We start from the raw sequence: 14,863 nt of genomic DNA, 5'->3' as shown, positions 1-14,863 counted from the left end.
GGGCGAAAGGCGGCGGTGCTTGTCAGGATGGCGGCGATGTGTATAAGGTGCGTGTTCACGATCTCGACCCCTTCGATGAGCGCGTGTTACCTGTCGTATCCCAGCAGGCTTTCAGCGGTGACATGGCGGGTATCCGAATACAACGACGCCAGCCGGATCGCGCGTTGCTATCGGCACGAGAAGCGGGCCCCGAGCGGGCGGAATTCAGTAAAAGCGAAATGACGGCATGAAGATTAAAACCATTGGTCTGATGGTGTGTTTGCTGGCTCCTTCACAGGCGGCATTCGCTATTTCTCCCTTCAAGGTTTCGGATATTCGCGTCGAGGGGCTGCAACGCGTTTCAGCGGGCACCGTCTTTAATGCGATGCCGATTTCTGCCTCCGATACCGTTAATGACGATGCGCTCTCCCGAGTAGGCAAATCGCTGTTCAGCACCGGTCTGTTCGATGATGTCAGCCTCGGCCGGGATGGCAATGTGCTGGTGGTCGATGTCAGGGAGCGGCCCTCGATTGCGAAAATCGAGATCAATGGCAACTCCAAGATCTCCGAGGATGATCTGCGCAAGGGGCTGCGCGATGCCGGCCTGTCCGAGGGGCAGGTACTACAGCGCTCTACCCTGGAAGAGATGCAGCGTCAGCTGGAGCAGGTTTATCAGCAGCAGGGGCGTTACAGCGCTCGCATCAACACGAAGGTCGAGCAACTCAGCCGTAACCGCGTACAGGTTGATATCAATATCAACGAAGGGGCGGTGGCGAGGATTCGTCAGATCAATATTGTCGGTAACCAGGCCTTCAGCGACGATACCCTGCGTGATCAGTTCGAGCTCGAAGACAAGCCCGGCTGGTTTTTCGGCTGGTTCTCAAGTGATCAGTACTCTCGTGAAAAGCTCCAGGGCGATCTGGATCGACTGCGCTCGTACTATCTGGATCGGGGCTATGTGAATTTCACGATTGACTCTACTCAGGTGTCGATCAGCCCCGACAAGTCGACCATTTACGTGACGGTCAATGTCGACGAGGGCAAGCGTTACCGGATCGGTGACATCGGTTTTTCCGGTGATCTGAAGATGGATAAGGACAAGGCGCGCTCGCTGGTCACTGCCGAATCCGGGGATATCTTCTCACAGTCGAAGCTGACAGCTTCCAGTGAGGCCCTGCGCAAGGCGCTGGGGGCGCGTGGTTTTGCCTTTGCTCAGGTCAATGCCGTCCCGAAGATCAACAGTGATGGCGATACCGTGGATGTAGACTTCAATGTTCAGCCCGGGCGCCGTGCCTATGTTCGTCGCATCAACTTCAAGGGCAATACCACTACCGCCGATGAGGTGCTGCGCCGCGAGATGGTGCAGCTCGAGGGTGCTCCGGCATCGACCGATGATATCAAGACCTCTCAGCAGCGCCTGCAGCGTCTCGGCTTCTTCAAGCAGGTGGACGTTAATACCCAGCGTGTCGCGGGCGAGCCCGACCAGCTTGATGTGACCTATAACGTACAGGAACAGCCCTCCGGCAGTATTTCTGCCAGTCTCGGCTATGCCCAGTCAGAGGGGCTGATCTATGGGGCTTCGCTTTCTCAGCGCAACTTCCTGGGGACCGGTAACCGGGTTGATATCGGTGCGCAGAAGAGTGATTACTACACCAATCTGAACTTCAGTTATACCAATCCCTACTGGACACTTGATGGCATCTCCCGCGGTTTCAACCTCTACTACCGCTCGACGGACTACAAGGATGCCGATATCTCGACCTATTCCACCGATGCCGTGGGTGGCGGGGTCAATTTCGGGTATCCGATCAGTGAGCTGTCGCGACTGAATTTCGGTCTGGGCGGCGAACACCTGACGGTCAAGGACTACGATGACTCTCCCTCGGAGATTGCCCGCTATGTGGATGACGAAGGAAAGACCTTCAACAACTACAAGCTGACCACTGCCTGGACCCGCAACAACCTCAACCGCGGTATTCTGCCGACTGCAGGCAGCTATCAGAAGGCAAGTGCCGAGGTAACCGGACCGGGCAGCGACGCCGAATATTACAAGCTGCGTTATCAGGGGCAGAAGCTGTTCCCGATCCAAACCGAAGAGTGGGCGCTCAAGTTCCGTACCGAACTGGGTTATGCCGACAGTTATGGCAAAACCGATACCTATCCGTTCTTCGAGAACTTCTATTCCGGCGGGCTGGGATCGGTACGTGGCTTTGAGAGCAATACCCTGGGCCAGCCGACAACCGAGCGAGCCGACGGTGATGATGATACCCTCGGCGGCAACATCCTGCTGGAGGGGTCGGCTGAGCTGATCTTCCCGACACCGTTCATCGAGGATCATCGTCAGGTACAGACATCGTTCTTTATCGACTCCGGTAACACCTACCTGTCGGATTGTCTGCCGGTCGAGGATGGTTACAACTCTCAGTGTTCGTCCGGTGTCGATCTCAATGATCTGCGGGTCTCGGCAGGTATCGGGCTTTCCTGGCTGACTCCGGTGGGACCGTTGACCTTCTCGGTGGCCAAGCCGATCAAGGACAAGAACGGTGACGATACCCAGTTCTTCCAGTTCTCGCTGGGCCAGACATTCTGATGGCAGTGCCGGACACTACGTGTCCGGTCGAAAAGCATTGAACCACAAGGAGCTTTGATATGCGCAAGATTGCAGCCCTCTGTTTGGCCAGCATTCTGGGAACTCTTTCCATGGCCGCTCAGGCTGCCGATGTCGCTGTGCTCGACTGGCGTGAGGCCCTGATGAATACCACGGCCGCGCAGCATTCGATGAATCAGCTCAAGAATCAGCTGGGTAATAAACCGCAGCAGGTCAAACAACTGGGCCAACAGGTTCAGCAGCTTCAGAAGCGCTTGCAGCAGAATGGCGATGTCATGTCAGACAATGAGCGTCAGAATCTGGCGCAGCAGCTGCGCCAGAAGGGCACCCAGTTCCAGCAGCAACGCCAGCAGCTCGAACAGCAGCGTCAGCAGGCCGAGCAGTCTTTCCTCAAGCAGGCCAAGCCCAAGCTGGACAAGGCCATCGAGCAGGTGGTGCAGCGTCATCACGTTCAGGTGCTGGTGGATCGTCAGAGTGTCATCTATTCGGATGACTCGCTCGATCTGACCAAGGAAGTTACCAACACCTTCAATTCGCTCCAGTAAGGTGGCGTTGCCTTCCACCCAATGAAGATGATGACTAGCCAGACCTATACCCTCGAGGAGCTGACCCGAACGCTGGGGGCAACCCTGCACGGTGATGGTGCGCAGCGGGTCAGTGGGCTGGCCACGCTCAGCGATGCCGGACCCGACGATATCGCCTTTCTCGCCAATCGTGCTTATCAGCGCTTTCTGGGAGAAACCCGGGCAGCAGCCGTGCTGCTTCCTCCCGATCTGGTATCGGAGTGTCCGGTATCAGCGCTGGCGCTCGACAATCCCTACCTTGGTTATGCGCACCTTTCCCATCTGTTTGCGCCTCCACTGGCCGGCCATCGTCCTGGTGTTCATGCCAGCGCCTGCGTTGCGGAAAGCGCGGTGCTGGGAAAGGACGTCTCGATCGGTCCCAATGTCGTGATTGGCGAGCACGCCGTCATCGGTGAGCGTACCGTCATCGGTGCCGGTTGCTCGGTCGGTGAAGCCTGTTCGATCGGCTCTGATTCGCTGCTGCACGCCAATGTCACGCTGTACCACGGCGTGATTGTCGGACAACGGGCGATTATCCACAGTGGTGCCGTGGTTGGTGGGGACGGTTTCGGGTTCGCCCATGACGGCTCGGCCTGGCACAAGATTGCTCAGATCGGTGGCGTAGTGGTCGGTGATGATGTCGAGATCGGCAGTTGCTCGAGCATCGATCGTGGCGCGCTGGGTGATACCGTCATCGGAGATGGCGTGAAAATCGATTCCCAGGTGCAGATTGCACATAACGTGCACATCGGTGAGCACTGCGCGCTGGCCGGCTGTGTCGGTATTGCCGGTTCCACCCGAGTGGGGCGGCACTGCCAACTGGGTGGCGGGGTCGGTCTGGCCGGTCATCTCGAACTCTGTGATGGTGTTCAGATTACCGGCATGAGCCTGGTCACCAACTCCATTCATGAGCCCGGTGTTTACTCTTCGGGAACCGGTTCGATGCCCAATGATTTATGGCGTCGTAACGCTGTGCGCTTCAAGCAGCTCGATCAGATGGCGCGTCGCCTGACTCGGCTGGAGCGTGACAGGGACAGGGGAACGTCGCAGTAGCGTCTTCGACAGGCGGCGGCTGCCGACGCCTCGAGACCCGTGTACAATGGCCGACCCTTGCGGTCGCCCATCGCATGCCTGCCAGTCCGGCAGGCATTTCGTTATTTCAGAGGTTGCGTGCCAATGGTCATGGACATCAACGAGATCCAGGAATATCTCCCCCACCGTTATCCGTTTCTGCTGGTCGACAGGGTGGCCGAGATTGAGCTGGGTGAATGCATTACGGCCTGGAAGAATGTCAGTTACAACGAGCATTTCTTCAACGGCCACTTTCCCGGGCATCCCATCATGCCGGGCGTTCTGATCATCGAGGCACTGGCTCAGGCGGCCGGTATCCTGGGTTTCAAGACCGTCGACAAGCGACCGGCCGACGGTTACATCTATTATTATGTCGGGAGCGACAATGTACGCTTCAAACGGCCGGTTTTTCCGGGTGATCGCCTGACGCTTGAAGCGCGAATGCTCAAGGCACGGCGTGGGATCTGGAAATTCGCATGCCGGGCGCACGTCGAAGGTGAGGTCGTCTGTGAGGCCGATATCATCTGTGCCGAGAGGAAGGTCGCTTGATTCATCCAACCGCCATCATCGATCCCGGCGCACGACTGGCTGACGATGTCGAGGTGGGGCCGTTTTCCGTGATCGGTGCCGATGTCGAGATCGGGAGTGGTTGTGTTATCGGTTCTCATGTCGTCATCAAGGGGCCGACGACGCTGGGCTGCAACAATCGAGTGTTCCAGTTTGCCTCGCTGGGCGAAGAGTGTCAGGACAAGAAGTACCACGGTGAACCGACCCGCCTGGTCGTCGGAGATAATAATGTCTTCCGTGAAGGTGTGACCGTGCACCGGGGCACCATTCAGGATCGGGGTGAGACCACCATTGGAGATCATGGCTGGTTCATGGCATATGCGCATGTGGCGCATGATTGCGTCATCGGCGATCATGTCATCATGGCCAATCAGGCGACTCTGGGAGGCCATGTCACTCTGGGTGATCATGTCATTCTTGGTGGTCTGGCTGCCGTGCATCAGTTCTGCCATGTCGGCGCCCACTCCATGTGTGGTGGCGGTTCGATTGTTACCAAGGACATCGCCGCCTTCGTCATGGTGACCGGCAATCCGGCGCGGACTCACGGGCTCAACGCTGAAGGTCTCAAGCGTCGTGGCTTTGAAAGCGAGAGTATCAGCGAGCTGCGTCGCGCCTACCGTGAGGTTTTTCGCAGTCGCCGTACCCTTGCCGAGGTGCTTGAAGAGTTCGACCAGCAGTCATTGTCGCCGACGATGCAGCAGTTCGTTGATTCGTTGAAGGCTGCCAAACGGGGCCTGACACGCTAGCCGGAGATCGGACATGAGCCTGCGGGTATTCATGGTAGCCGGCGAGCTCTCCGGTGATCTGCTGGGCGCTACGCTGATGCAGGAACTCCGCCGTCGTCACGGAACCATCGAATTTCGTGGTATCGGCGGACCGCGCATGATCGCGCAGGGGCTGGAGAGTCTCTATCCGCTGGAAACCCTGTCCATCATGGGGCTGGTGGAGGTGTTGCGGCACTTGCCGGGACTCATTGATGTTCGCCGACAGCTCCGTCGTGAGGCGCTGTCCTGGCGAGCAGATGTAATGATCGGTATTGATGCGCCGGATTTCAATCTGGGTCTGGAGCGTCAGTTGCGTCAGCAGGGCGTGACCACCGTACATTACGTCAGCCCCTCGGTCTGGGCATGGCGTCAGGGCAGGATCAAAACGATTCGGAAAGCGGTCGATCGCATGTTGACCCTGCTTCCCTTCGAGGCGGATTTCTACCGTGAGCACGAGGTGCCGGTCACCTTTGTCGGTCATCCGCTGGCTGAGGAGATGCCGTTGGCCGATGACCGGGCGGCAGCTCGTCACCACCTGGGACTCGATCCTGCGTCCGATTCGCCGCTGCTGGCCGTACTGCCGGGGTCGCGTGGCAGTGAAATCCGTTATCTCGGTGAAACCTTCCTGGCCGCTGTGGCGCAACTGCGTCGGCAGCTGCCCGAGCTTGAGGTGATCATGCCGGCCGCTACGCCGGCACGCCGCACGGAGCTTGAAGCGCTGGGCGTGGCTGAGCACGGTATCCGGCTGATCGATGGTCAGGCCTGGATGGCGATGACAGCCAGTGATGCCGTCCTGCTGACTTCCGGAACATCGGCACTGGAGGCGATGCTCTGCCATCGGCCGATGGTCGTGGCCTATCGCATGGCGCCCATGACACATCGCATCGCTCGCTACATGGTCAAAACCCCCTGGATTTCACTGCCCAACCTGATTGCGCGCGAAACGCTGGTACCGGAGCTGATTCAGCAGCAGGCCACGCCCGAGGCGATCAGTGAAGCGCTGTTGGGCTGGCTGGCTGATCCCGATAGCAGTCAGGCGTTACGCCAGCGTTTTGTTGCCATGCACCGGACCTTGCAGCGCAATGCCAGTGCCCGGGCAGCAGAGGCGGTTCTGACCATGGTGCGCCCCGAAAATGGCACCTCCTTGTCCAACAGGCATCAGGAAGATACGACATGACAGGCACCCGCCGCAGGCGAGTGGATGATGATCCCCCCGTGGTCATCGCTTACAAGGGCTGGAAAGTTGCCGGCGTGGATGAGGTCGGACGCGGCCCGCTGGTAGGGTCGGTGGTCGCTGCAGCTGTCATGCTGGATCCGCAACGGCCGATTACCGGTTTGGCGGACTCCAAGAAACTGAGTGCTGCGCGTCGTAACGAGCTGGATCGACTGATCCGCGAGCAGGCGCTGGCAGTGTCGCTGGGCGAAGCGTCGAGCACCGAGATTGATACGCTCAACATCCATCATGCGACTCATCTGGCGATGCGTCGTGCGATCGATGGCTTGTCGGTCTCGCCCGAATACCTGTTGGTGGACGGTCATCGCCTACCGGGGCATCATGTTCCGGGAGAGGCTGTGGTCCGCGGGGATGCCCGGGTCGAATCGATCGCTGCGGCCTCGATTGTCGCCAAGGTGGCCCGCGATGCCCAGATGGTAGCCCTCGATGCTCGTTATCCGGAGTATGGTTTCGCAGCCCACAAGGGCTATCCGACCCGGGCACATCTCGAGGCACTCGAGCGGCTGGGGCCACTGGCCGAACATCGCTGCTCCTTTGCACCGGTACGGCGTCTTCAGCATCGCGTCCTGACGTCGACCGCGAACACGACCATTGGCTCGGCTGCCACGGATGGACCCTGACGGGGCCTTTCCGGGCCGAGCGGTGAACCATGAGTGGTACCATGACAACACCTTTTGTCCATCTGCGCCTGCACAGTGAATACTCCCTTGCTGATGGGCTGATCCGGCTCAAGCCGTTGATCGCCCGGGCCAGCGAAGTCGGTCAGCCAGCCCTGGCGATTACCGATGAGACCAATCTTTTTGCTTTGGTCAAATCCTACAAGAGCGCGCGGGCAGCCGGCCTCAAGCCGATTATTGGCAGTGATGTCTGGCTGCAAAACCCTTTCGATGAGGCACATCCCTGGCGGTTGACGCTGCTGGCGATGAACAATGACGGTTATCGTAATCTCACCGAACTGATTTCACGGGGTTGGCAGGAAGGGCAGGTCCAGGGTCGCGCGGTGCTGCGCAAGGAATGGGTACTTGAGCGCAGTGATGGTCTGATTGCGCTCTCGGGTGCCCGGGAAGGGGAAATCGGTCGATTCCTGCTGGCTGAACACCGGGAAACCGCCGAGTCGCTGTTGAAAGAGTGGCAGCGTTTCTTCCCGGATCGCTTCTATCTCGAACTGCAGCGTACCGGACGTGCGCTTGATGAAGAGTGCCTGCATGCCAGCGTGGCTCTGGCGGCAGCGACCGATACGCCGGTAGTGGCGACCAATGATGTACGCTTTCTCGACCGCGAGGACTACTGGGCCCATGAGACCCGGGTGGCAATCGGCGAAGGTCGGGCACTCGATGACCCAAGGCGCGAGCGGCGCTATAGCGAAGATCAGTATTTCCGTAGTGGCGAGGAAATGGCGGAGCTGTTCTCCGACATCCCCGAGGCGATCGAAAATACGGTCATGATCGCGGCTCGCTGTAACGTCGACGTTCGTCTGGGCGAGATCTTTCTGCCGGAATACCCGGTACCGGAAGGGCAATCGATGGAGCAGTTCTTCCGTGAGCTTGCCCACGATGGTCTGATAAAACGACTGGAAGTCCTGTTCGAGGGGTCGCATCCGATCTACCCCGGGCGTGAGCGCGCCGAACATGAACCGTCCTATCGTGAGCGACTCGACTTCGAGCTCGATATCATCAACCGGATGGGGTTTCCCGGTTACTTCCTGATCGTGATGGACTTTATCCGCTGGGCCAAGGACAACGATGTCCCGGTTGGACCCGGTCGTGGCTCGGGGGCTGGGTCACTGGTGGCCTATGCGCTGGAGATTACCGATCTCGATCCACTGGAATATGATCTGCTGTTCGAGCGCTTTCTCAATCCCGAGCGTGTCTCGATGCCCGACTTCGACGTTGACTTCTGCATGGAGAAACGCGACCGGGTAATCGATTATGTTGCCGACCGTTACGGTCGTGATGCCGTTTCCCAGATCGTAACCTTCGGCACCATGGCCGCCAAGGCTGTGGTGCGGGATGTGGCGCGCGCCCAGGGCAAGCCGTACTCGCTGGGGGACAAGCTCTCCAAGCTGATTCCCTTCGAAGTTGGCATGACCCTGGAGAAGGCGTACGGCCAGGAGAGTGCGCTGCGCGAATTTCTTGAAGCGGATGAGGATGCCCAGGAAATCTGGGACATGGCGCTCAGGTTGGAAGGTATCACCCGTGGTACCGGCAAGCACGCCGGCGGGGTGGTGATCGCGCCGACGAAACTCACCGATTTCGCGCCACTGCTTTGTGATGATGATGGCAGTGGCCTGATGGTGCAGTTCGACAAGAACGATATCGAGGAGGCCGGGCTGGTCAAGTTCGACTTCCTTGGTCTGCGCACGCTGACCATTATCGACTGGGCGCTGGAAATGGTCGATGACGTACGCGCCAGGGAAGGGCAGGGCCCGCTGGATATCGGCACTATTCCGCTCGATGATGTGCCCACCTTCGAGATGCTCAAGAAAGCCGAAACCACGGCGGTCTTCCAGCTTGAATCGCGCGGCATGAAGGAGCTGATCAAGCGGCTCCAGCCGGACTCGCTGGAGGACATGATTGCCCTTGTGGCGCTGTTCCGCCCCGGGCCGCTGCAATCCGGCATGGTGGATGACTTTATCAACCGCAAGCATGGCCGTGCCGAACTCGCTTATCCACACCCGGATTACCAGCATGAATGGCTGAAATCGGTCCTGGAGCCCACCTACGGCGTCATCCTCTATCAGGAGCAGGTGATGCAGATCGCCCAGGTGCTGGCGGGTTACAGCCTGGGGCAGGCCGATATGCTGCGCCGTGCCATGGGCAAGAAGAAGCCCGAGGAAATGGCCAAGCAGCGTGTCGGTTTTCTGGATGGGTGCAAGGAAAACGGCATCGACGAGGATCTGGCTGGCAACCTCTTCGATCTGGTGGAGAAGTTCGCCGGCTACGGCTTCAATAAATCACACTCGGCCGCCTATGGCCTGGTCTCCTATCAGACTGCCTGGCTGAAAGCGCACTATCCGGCACCGTTCATGGCGGCGGTGCTTTCAACCGAGATGGATAATCTCGACAAGGCGGTGCCGCTGATTGAAGAGTGCCGACGCATGGGACTGACGGTAACGCCGCCCAACGTCAACATCGGCGCCTACCGTTTCAGTGTTGATGAACAGAATCACGTGGTTTATGGGCTGGGTGCCATTCGCGGTGTCGGCGAAGGACCGATCGGGGCGATCGTCGAGGCTCGCGAAGCGGGCGGCCCCTTCCGTGATCTGTTCGATTTCTGTCGTCGTATCGATGCCGGCAGAATCAACAAGCGCACCATCGAAGCATTGATTCGTTCCGGTGCGCTGGATCAGCTCGGGCCTTCACGGGCGGTATTGGCTGGTGCGCTGGAGGACGCCCTGCGAGCGGCTTCCCAGAGTCATGCCAATGCCAGTCTCGGTATGATCGACATGTTCGGTGAGGCTTTTGATACAACTTCGGCTTCCGATGACAGCGACTGTTACGCTGATTACCGCAGCGTGCGGGACTGGTCGGATCGTGATCGACTGGCAGGCGAGAAGGAGACGCTCGGACTCTACCTGACCGGTCACCCGATCGATGAGTACGAGGCTGAACTCAAGCGTTTTGTATCGACGCGTATCGTCGATCTCAAACCTGCCCGGGAGCCACAGCGGGTTGCCGGACTGATCGTGGCGATGCGTACCATGAAATCGAAGCGTGGCGATACCATTGCTTTCGTGACACTGGATGATCGTACCGGACGTATCGAAGCCTCGCTGTTCGGAGAGCTTTATGATCAGGTGCGCCATCAGCTGGCACCCGATCAGGTCATTATCCTGGAAGGCGAGGTCAGTCTCGATGACTATTCCGGCGGACTGCGTTTGCGTGGCAAGGAAGTGACGCCCATGGCAGCCGCCAGAGCCCGCTTTGGCGAGGCCATCGAGCTCAGTATCGATGGCAGTCGCCTCAATGGTCGTTTCTCTTCCGGCCTGCGTGAGCAATTATCGCGTCATCTGGATGAGAGTGGCCTTCCCGTAAGGCTGAACTACCGCAATGAGCAGGCCAGTGGTTGCTTTGAACTGGGCAATGACTGGCGGGTGCTGCCCTGCGATGATCTGCTGATGGCGCTGGCGGAAGTGGAGGGACATCCCGACGTGACCCTGGCCTATCGCCAGACCTGAACCACCATGGTGCGGTTGCACGCATCATGTGCCATGCGATAATGCGCCATTTATTGGCCCCTGCGCTCCGGGCCCAGGCGGTCCGAGATGACAAGAGCCCTGTGAAGCTGCCCTATGAATCCGAATTATCTGGACTTTGAACAGCCGGTCGCCGAGCTTGAGGCGAAAATCGAGGAATTGCGTCTGGTGGGCAATGATAGCCAGATCAGCATCCACGACGAGATCGCCAAGCTGGAGGACAAGAGTCGCAAGCTGACCGAGCAGATCTTCCGTGACCTGACCCCCTGGCAGGTCTCCCAGCTCTCGCGTCACCCCCAGCGGCCCTATACGCTGGACTATATCGACGCCATCTTCACCGATTTCGATGAGCTGCATGGTGATCGTCATTTTGCTGATGATGCTGCACTGGTCGGTGGTATTGCCCGACTGGAAGGGCGTCCGGTCATGGTGATCGGTCACCAGAAGGGGCGCAGCGTCAAGGACAAGGTGCGTCGCAACTTCGGCATGCCCCGTCCTGAAGGATATCGCAAGGCATGCCGCCTGATGGAGATGGCCGAGCGCTTCCAGATCCCGGTACTGACCTTTATTGATACGCCCGGCGCCTACCCCGGTATTGATGCCGAGGAGCGTGGGCAGAGCGAGGCTATTGCTCACAATCTGGCTGTCATGTCGCGGTTGAAAACACCCATTCTCTCCACCGTCATTGGCGAGGGTGGTTCCGGTGGGGCGCTGGCCATCGGCGTTTGTGATGAACTGGCCATGCTGCAGTATTCCACCTACTCGGTGATCTCTCCCGAAGGGTGTGCCTCGATTCTCTGGAAGAGTGCCGACAAGGCCTCAGAGGCCGCTCAGGCCATGGGGATTACGGCCACCCGGCTGAAGGAGCTCGGTTTCGTCGATTCCCTGATTGATGAGCCGCTGGGCGGCGCCCATCGCCATGTCCAGGAGACTGCCGATCGCATTCGCAAGGCGCTGCTGGCTTCTCTCGAGCGCCTTGACGCTCATGACGAGGAGGCGCTGATCGAGCGTCGTTACAATCGTCTGATGAGCTACGGCGCCTTCGAGTAGGTCTTTTGCCCATGGCCGGAAGCATCGCTCTGGAGCGCGCCGTGGATAGGGCGCTGGGCGAAGTACCGGCCGGGGCAACCCTGCATGTCGCTCTTTCCGGTGGGCGAGACAGCGTGGTGCTGTTGCACCTGGCGCTTTGCGCCCGACAGCGTCTCGCCCCAGAGCGACGACCCTCTCTTGCAGCCCTTCATATCGATCACGCACTTCAGCCTGCCGCAATCGAATTCGTGCACTTCTGCCGTACCCTCTGTCACCAGTGGGCCATACCGTTACGCGTGATACCGGTTACGGTTGACGCATTTGATGGCCTCGAGGCTGGGGCTCGCCGGGCGCGTTATGCGGCCTTTACCGAGCAACTGGCATGTGGCGATGTACTCTGGATGGCCCATCATCGCGGTGATCAGGCAGAAACTCTGCTATTGCGGTTGATGCGTGGGGCCGGGGTCGCTGGTCTCGCCGGTATGCCATATCAGCGCTCGCTGGGACGGGGTCTGCTGATGCGACCGCTACTGGCGGCAGGTAGCACGGAGATTGCCGACTATGCCAGACAGCATGATCTGCCATGGCGGGAAGACCCAACCAATCAGGATGAGCGGTTCGACCGCAATCATGTTCGGCACCGGGTGATGCCGGCACTGAACGAACGCTGGACGGCAGAGGCGCAGCTGGTAGATAGCGCCAATCATCTGCGTGAGGCCGGTGAATTGCTGGGTGAGTTGGCTGCAATCGATCTCGAGCGCCTTGGCCATGATCCCGGTCGCTTGCCGCTGGTGCCTTTGCTTGAGTTGTCGCGGGCGCGTCAGCGGCTGTTGATTCGCAGTTGTCTGGGTCGGCTGGGGCTACCACTGCCGCCCCGGGCTCGACTGGAAACATTGCTGGATCAGTGTGCCGAAGCTCGCCGCGATGGCAGGGTGCACGTGGGCTGGCCCGGTGCCGAAGCCCGGGTGTGGCGGGGCGCGCTCTATCTTCAGACACCGACTGACACCATGTCGGGTGAGTGGCAGTGCTGTTGGCAGGGTGAGGTTGGCCTCGATACTCCGGTGGGTGCATTGTACTGGCGACTGGTGCGAGAAGATGGAAAACCGGTGAGCGTTCGCCTGAAGCCGCGCCGGGGAGGAGAGCGGTTGCAATATGGTGGCCGCCATCGGCGCGTCAAGCAGCTCCTTCAGGAGGCAGCAGTCCCCCCCTGGCGACGGGATCGACTGGTTATCGCCTGGCAGGGCGACGAAGCCGTTGCGCTGATCGGAGCCGACCTGGCGCTGGCGGCAGATGGTTGGCGGCTGTTGCGGGCTGGCACCTGAGCGATCTCATTCCGTTCCGGTGACGGTCACCTCAAGTTCGAAACCACCGCTCTTCTGGAAGGACTGTTCACGGCCGAGGTCATCAATCACGAGCGCGCTGTAACGGCTGGCATCGAGCGTCAGATGCAGGCGCTCGTCTTCGGCGCTCAGGGTGACCGACGGCGGTGGCGTGTCAGGGCGGCCGTGATTGAGCACTACCGCCAGTCGTAGCAGCCGTGCCAGTCGTGCGGCCCTGCAACGTTCGGCTTTCGGGAAACGTTCCAGTTCTCTGGTGGGAAAGCGTCTTCGATGGGCTCGTACCAACCAGGCCAGCAATCGCTGCTCGGGGGTTGAAAAACCTGCCAGATCGCTGTGTTCGACCAGATAAGCGCCATGTTTATGAAAATGGCTGTGGGCGATGGTCAGGCCGAGCTCATGCAGGCGGGCCCCCCAGTGCAAAAAGGTAGCGTGCTCTTCCTCCAGCCCCCAGGGCGTGCGCAGTTGTTCGAACAGCTGATTGACCGTTTGCGATACGTTGTCAGCCTGACGGGCATCAACGCTGAAGCGATTTTCCAGCTGCGATACGCTCAGTCGCCGTGAGTCATGCGGGGTGTCGCGGCCGATGAAATCAAGCAGTACGCCGTCGCGCAGAGCGCCACTGGCGTAACGCATGCGGTCAATATCGAGCGCTTCGAAAACCGCGCTCAGGATGGCGACACCGGCAGGAAAAATACGAGCCCGATCGTCCTTGAGCCCCTTCATGCGGACCTGCTCCAGCGAGGCGCAGTCCACCAGGCGCTGGCGGAGTTTGCCGAGCCCCTTGCGGGTGATCATGCCGCGGCTGTTGGGATCGTCGGCTTCGATGACAGCCGCAATGGCCTTGATGGTTCCTGAAGTGCCGATGGGATCCTCCCAGCCGAGCCGCCGATAGGGCTGCTGGATGTTGCCGAGCTCGGAAAGCGCCTCCTTCTCGGCGCGGCGCATGCTCTGCTCGCTGATCCGACCATCGCCGAAGAAGCGTCGGGTATAGGAGACGCACCCCATGGTAAGGCTCTCCAGCGCCAGCGGATCGAAATCCTCACCGATAATGAGCTCGGTTGATCCTCCGCCGATATCGACGATCAGTCGACGTCCGTGGACTTCCGCCAGGGCATGCGCTGCGCCCAGATAGATCAGGCGAGCTTCCTCGCGGCCGGCGATGATTTCGATGGTATGACCAAGCCGTTGTTGTGCCTGGTCAATGAACTGATCACTGTTGCTGGCGCTGCGCAGGGCATTGGTGCCAACAATACGCATGTCGCGTGCAGCAATACCGGAAAGCAGTGTGCTGAAACGCTCAAGACAGGCCAGGGCGCGTTCGATGGCCTCCTCACCGAGATATCCTTCGTCATCGAGCCCGGCCGCCAACTGGACCTTGTCGCTACGCCGGTCGAGGACACGCAGGCGACCATCGACATAATCGGCGATCAGCAGATGAAAACTGTTGGAGCCCAGGTCGACTGCTGCCAGTCGCCGGGGCGTAGGATGCGGGGATGACGCCACCATGGGCTGA

Annotated in this window: 12 protein-coding genes; 11 read left to right on the top strand and 1 reads right to left on the bottom strand. The window is 59.7% G+C overall.

Annotation, left to right across the window (positions count from 1 at the left end; all coding sequences use genetic code 11):
• The first annotated feature begins 38 nt into the window (after positions 1-38).
• The 11 genes from FY550_RS13045 (at position 39) to tilS (ending at position 13,332) form a co-directional block, all read left to right on the top strand.
• Positions 39-230, top strand: a complete 192-nt coding sequence (locus FY550_RS13045) for a hypothetical protein (protein ID WP_139148694.1) — start codon at positions 39-41, stop codon at positions 228-230.
• Positions 227-2,569 (top strand): outer membrane protein assembly factor BamA, encoded by a 2,343-nt coding sequence (gene bamA / locus FY550_RS13040; protein ID WP_139148695.1) that lies wholly within the window; start codon positions 227-229, stop codon positions 2,567-2,569. Before FY550_RS13045 ends, bamA begins: the two co-directional genes overlap by 4 nt.
• Before the next feature lie 59 nt (positions 2,570-2,628).
• Positions 2,629-3,132 carry an OmpH family outer membrane protein gene (locus tag FY550_RS13035; protein ID WP_070978449.1) on the top strand — a complete coding sequence of 168 codons (504 nt, stop codon included), beginning with the start codon at positions 2,629-2,631 and terminating at the stop codon, positions 3,130-3,132.
• A 21-nt stretch (positions 3,133-3,153) separates the two neighbouring features.
• Positions 3,154-4,203, top strand: coding sequence for a UDP-3-O-(3-hydroxymyristoyl)glucosamine N-acyltransferase (lpxD, locus tag FY550_RS13030; RefSeq protein WP_070978451.1), 1,050 nt, complete (start codon positions 3,154-3,156; stop codon positions 4,201-4,203).
• Between the two features lie 123 nt (positions 4,204-4,326).
• Positions 4,327-4,770, top strand: a complete 444-nt coding sequence (gene fabZ / locus FY550_RS13025; RefSeq protein ID WP_070978453.1) for a 3-hydroxyacyl-ACP dehydratase FabZ — start codon at positions 4,327-4,329, stop codon at positions 4,768-4,770.
• Positions 4,767-5,534, top strand: a complete 768-nt coding sequence (gene lpxA, locus FY550_RS13020) for an acyl-ACP--UDP-N-acetylglucosamine O-acyltransferase (RefSeq protein WP_070978456.1) — start codon at positions 4,767-4,769, stop codon at positions 5,532-5,534. Before fabZ ends, lpxA begins: the two co-directional genes overlap by 4 nt.
• 13 nt (positions 5,535-5,547) lie before the next feature.
• Entirely contained in the window at positions 5,548-6,729 is a 1,182-nt protein-coding gene (gene lpxB / locus FY550_RS13015) for a lipid-A-disaccharide synthase (RefSeq protein WP_084388100.1), read from the top strand.
• Positions 6,726-7,406: a ribonuclease HII gene (gene rnhB / locus FY550_RS13010; protein WP_070978461.1), complete on the top strand. Its 681-nt coding sequence runs from the start codon at positions 6,726-6,728 to the stop codon at positions 7,404-7,406. Before lpxB ends, rnhB begins: the two co-directional genes overlap by 4 nt.
• A gap of 41 nt (positions 7,407-7,447) precedes the next feature.
• Complete coding sequence (gene dnaE, locus FY550_RS13005; protein WP_070978464.1) at positions 7,448-10,963, top strand: DNA polymerase III subunit alpha; 3,516 nt, start codon at positions 7,448-7,450, stop codon at positions 10,961-10,963.
• 114 nt (positions 10,964-11,077) lie between these two features.
• Complete coding sequence (gene accA, locus FY550_RS13000) at positions 11,078-12,031, top strand: acetyl-CoA carboxylase carboxyl transferase subunit alpha (protein WP_070978466.1); 954 nt, start codon at positions 11,078-11,080, stop codon at positions 12,029-12,031.
• A gap of 11 nt (positions 12,032-12,042) precedes the next feature.
• Positions 12,043-13,332: a tRNA lysidine(34) synthetase TilS gene (gene tilS / locus FY550_RS12995; RefSeq protein ID WP_070978468.1), complete on the top strand. Its 1,290-nt coding sequence runs from the start codon at positions 12,043-12,045 to the stop codon at positions 13,330-13,332.
• A gap of 6 nt (positions 13,333-13,338) precedes the next feature.
• On the opposite strand, the gene ppx is transcribed toward tilS, so the two are convergent.
• On the bottom strand, positions 13,339-14,856 hold the full coding sequence (gene ppx / locus FY550_RS12990) for an exopolyphosphatase (protein ID WP_070978473.1): 1,518 nt from the start codon (positions 14,854-14,856) through the stop codon (positions 13,339-13,341).
• Positions 14,857-14,863 lie beyond the last annotated feature (7 nt).

Origin of the sequence: Kushneria phosphatilytica (assembly GCF_008247605.1) — a bacterium.
Lineage (GTDB): Bacteria > Pseudomonadota > Gammaproteobacteria > Pseudomonadales > Halomonadaceae > Kushneria > Kushneria phosphatilytica.
Note: the sequence above shows the minus strand (reverse complement) of the source record. Positions and strands in the feature narration are given on the sequence as shown.

Excerpts from the sequence above, each read along its gene's own strand:
- bamA (WP_139148695.1), top strand. The coding sequence starts at position 227 with ATGAAGATTAAAACCATTGGTCTGATGGTGTGTTTGCTGGCTCCTTCA.
- FY550_RS13035 (WP_070978449.1), top strand. The coding sequence starts at position 2,629 with ATGCGCAAGATTGCAGCCCTCTGTTTGGCCAGCATTCTGGGAACTCTT.
- lpxD (WP_070978451.1), top strand. The coding sequence starts at position 3,154 with ATGAAGATGATGACTAGCCAGACCTATACCCTCGAGGAGCTGACCCGA.
- fabZ (WP_070978453.1), top strand. The coding sequence starts at position 4,327 with ATGGTCATGGACATCAACGAGATCCAGGAATATCTCCCCCACCGTTAT.
- lpxB (WP_084388100.1), top strand. The coding sequence starts at position 5,548 with ATGAGCCTGCGGGTATTCATGGTAGCCGGCGAGCTCTCCGGTGATCTG.
- rnhB (WP_070978461.1), top strand. The coding sequence starts at position 6,726 with ATGACAGGCACCCGCCGCAGGCGAGTGGATGATGATCCCCCCGTGGTC.
- dnaE (WP_070978464.1), top strand. The coding sequence starts at position 7,448 with ATGACAACACCTTTTGTCCATCTGCGCCTGCACAGTGAATACTCCCTT.
- accA (WP_070978466.1), top strand. The coding sequence starts at position 11,078 with ATGAATCCGAATTATCTGGACTTTGAACAGCCGGTCGCCGAGCTTGAG.
- tilS (WP_070978468.1), top strand. The coding sequence starts at position 12,043 with ATGGCCGGAAGCATCGCTCTGGAGCGCGCCGTGGATAGGGCGCTGGGC.
- ppx (WP_070978473.1), bottom strand. The coding sequence starts at position 14,856 with ATGGTGGCGTCATCCCCGCATCCTACGCCCCGGCGACTGGCAGCAGTC.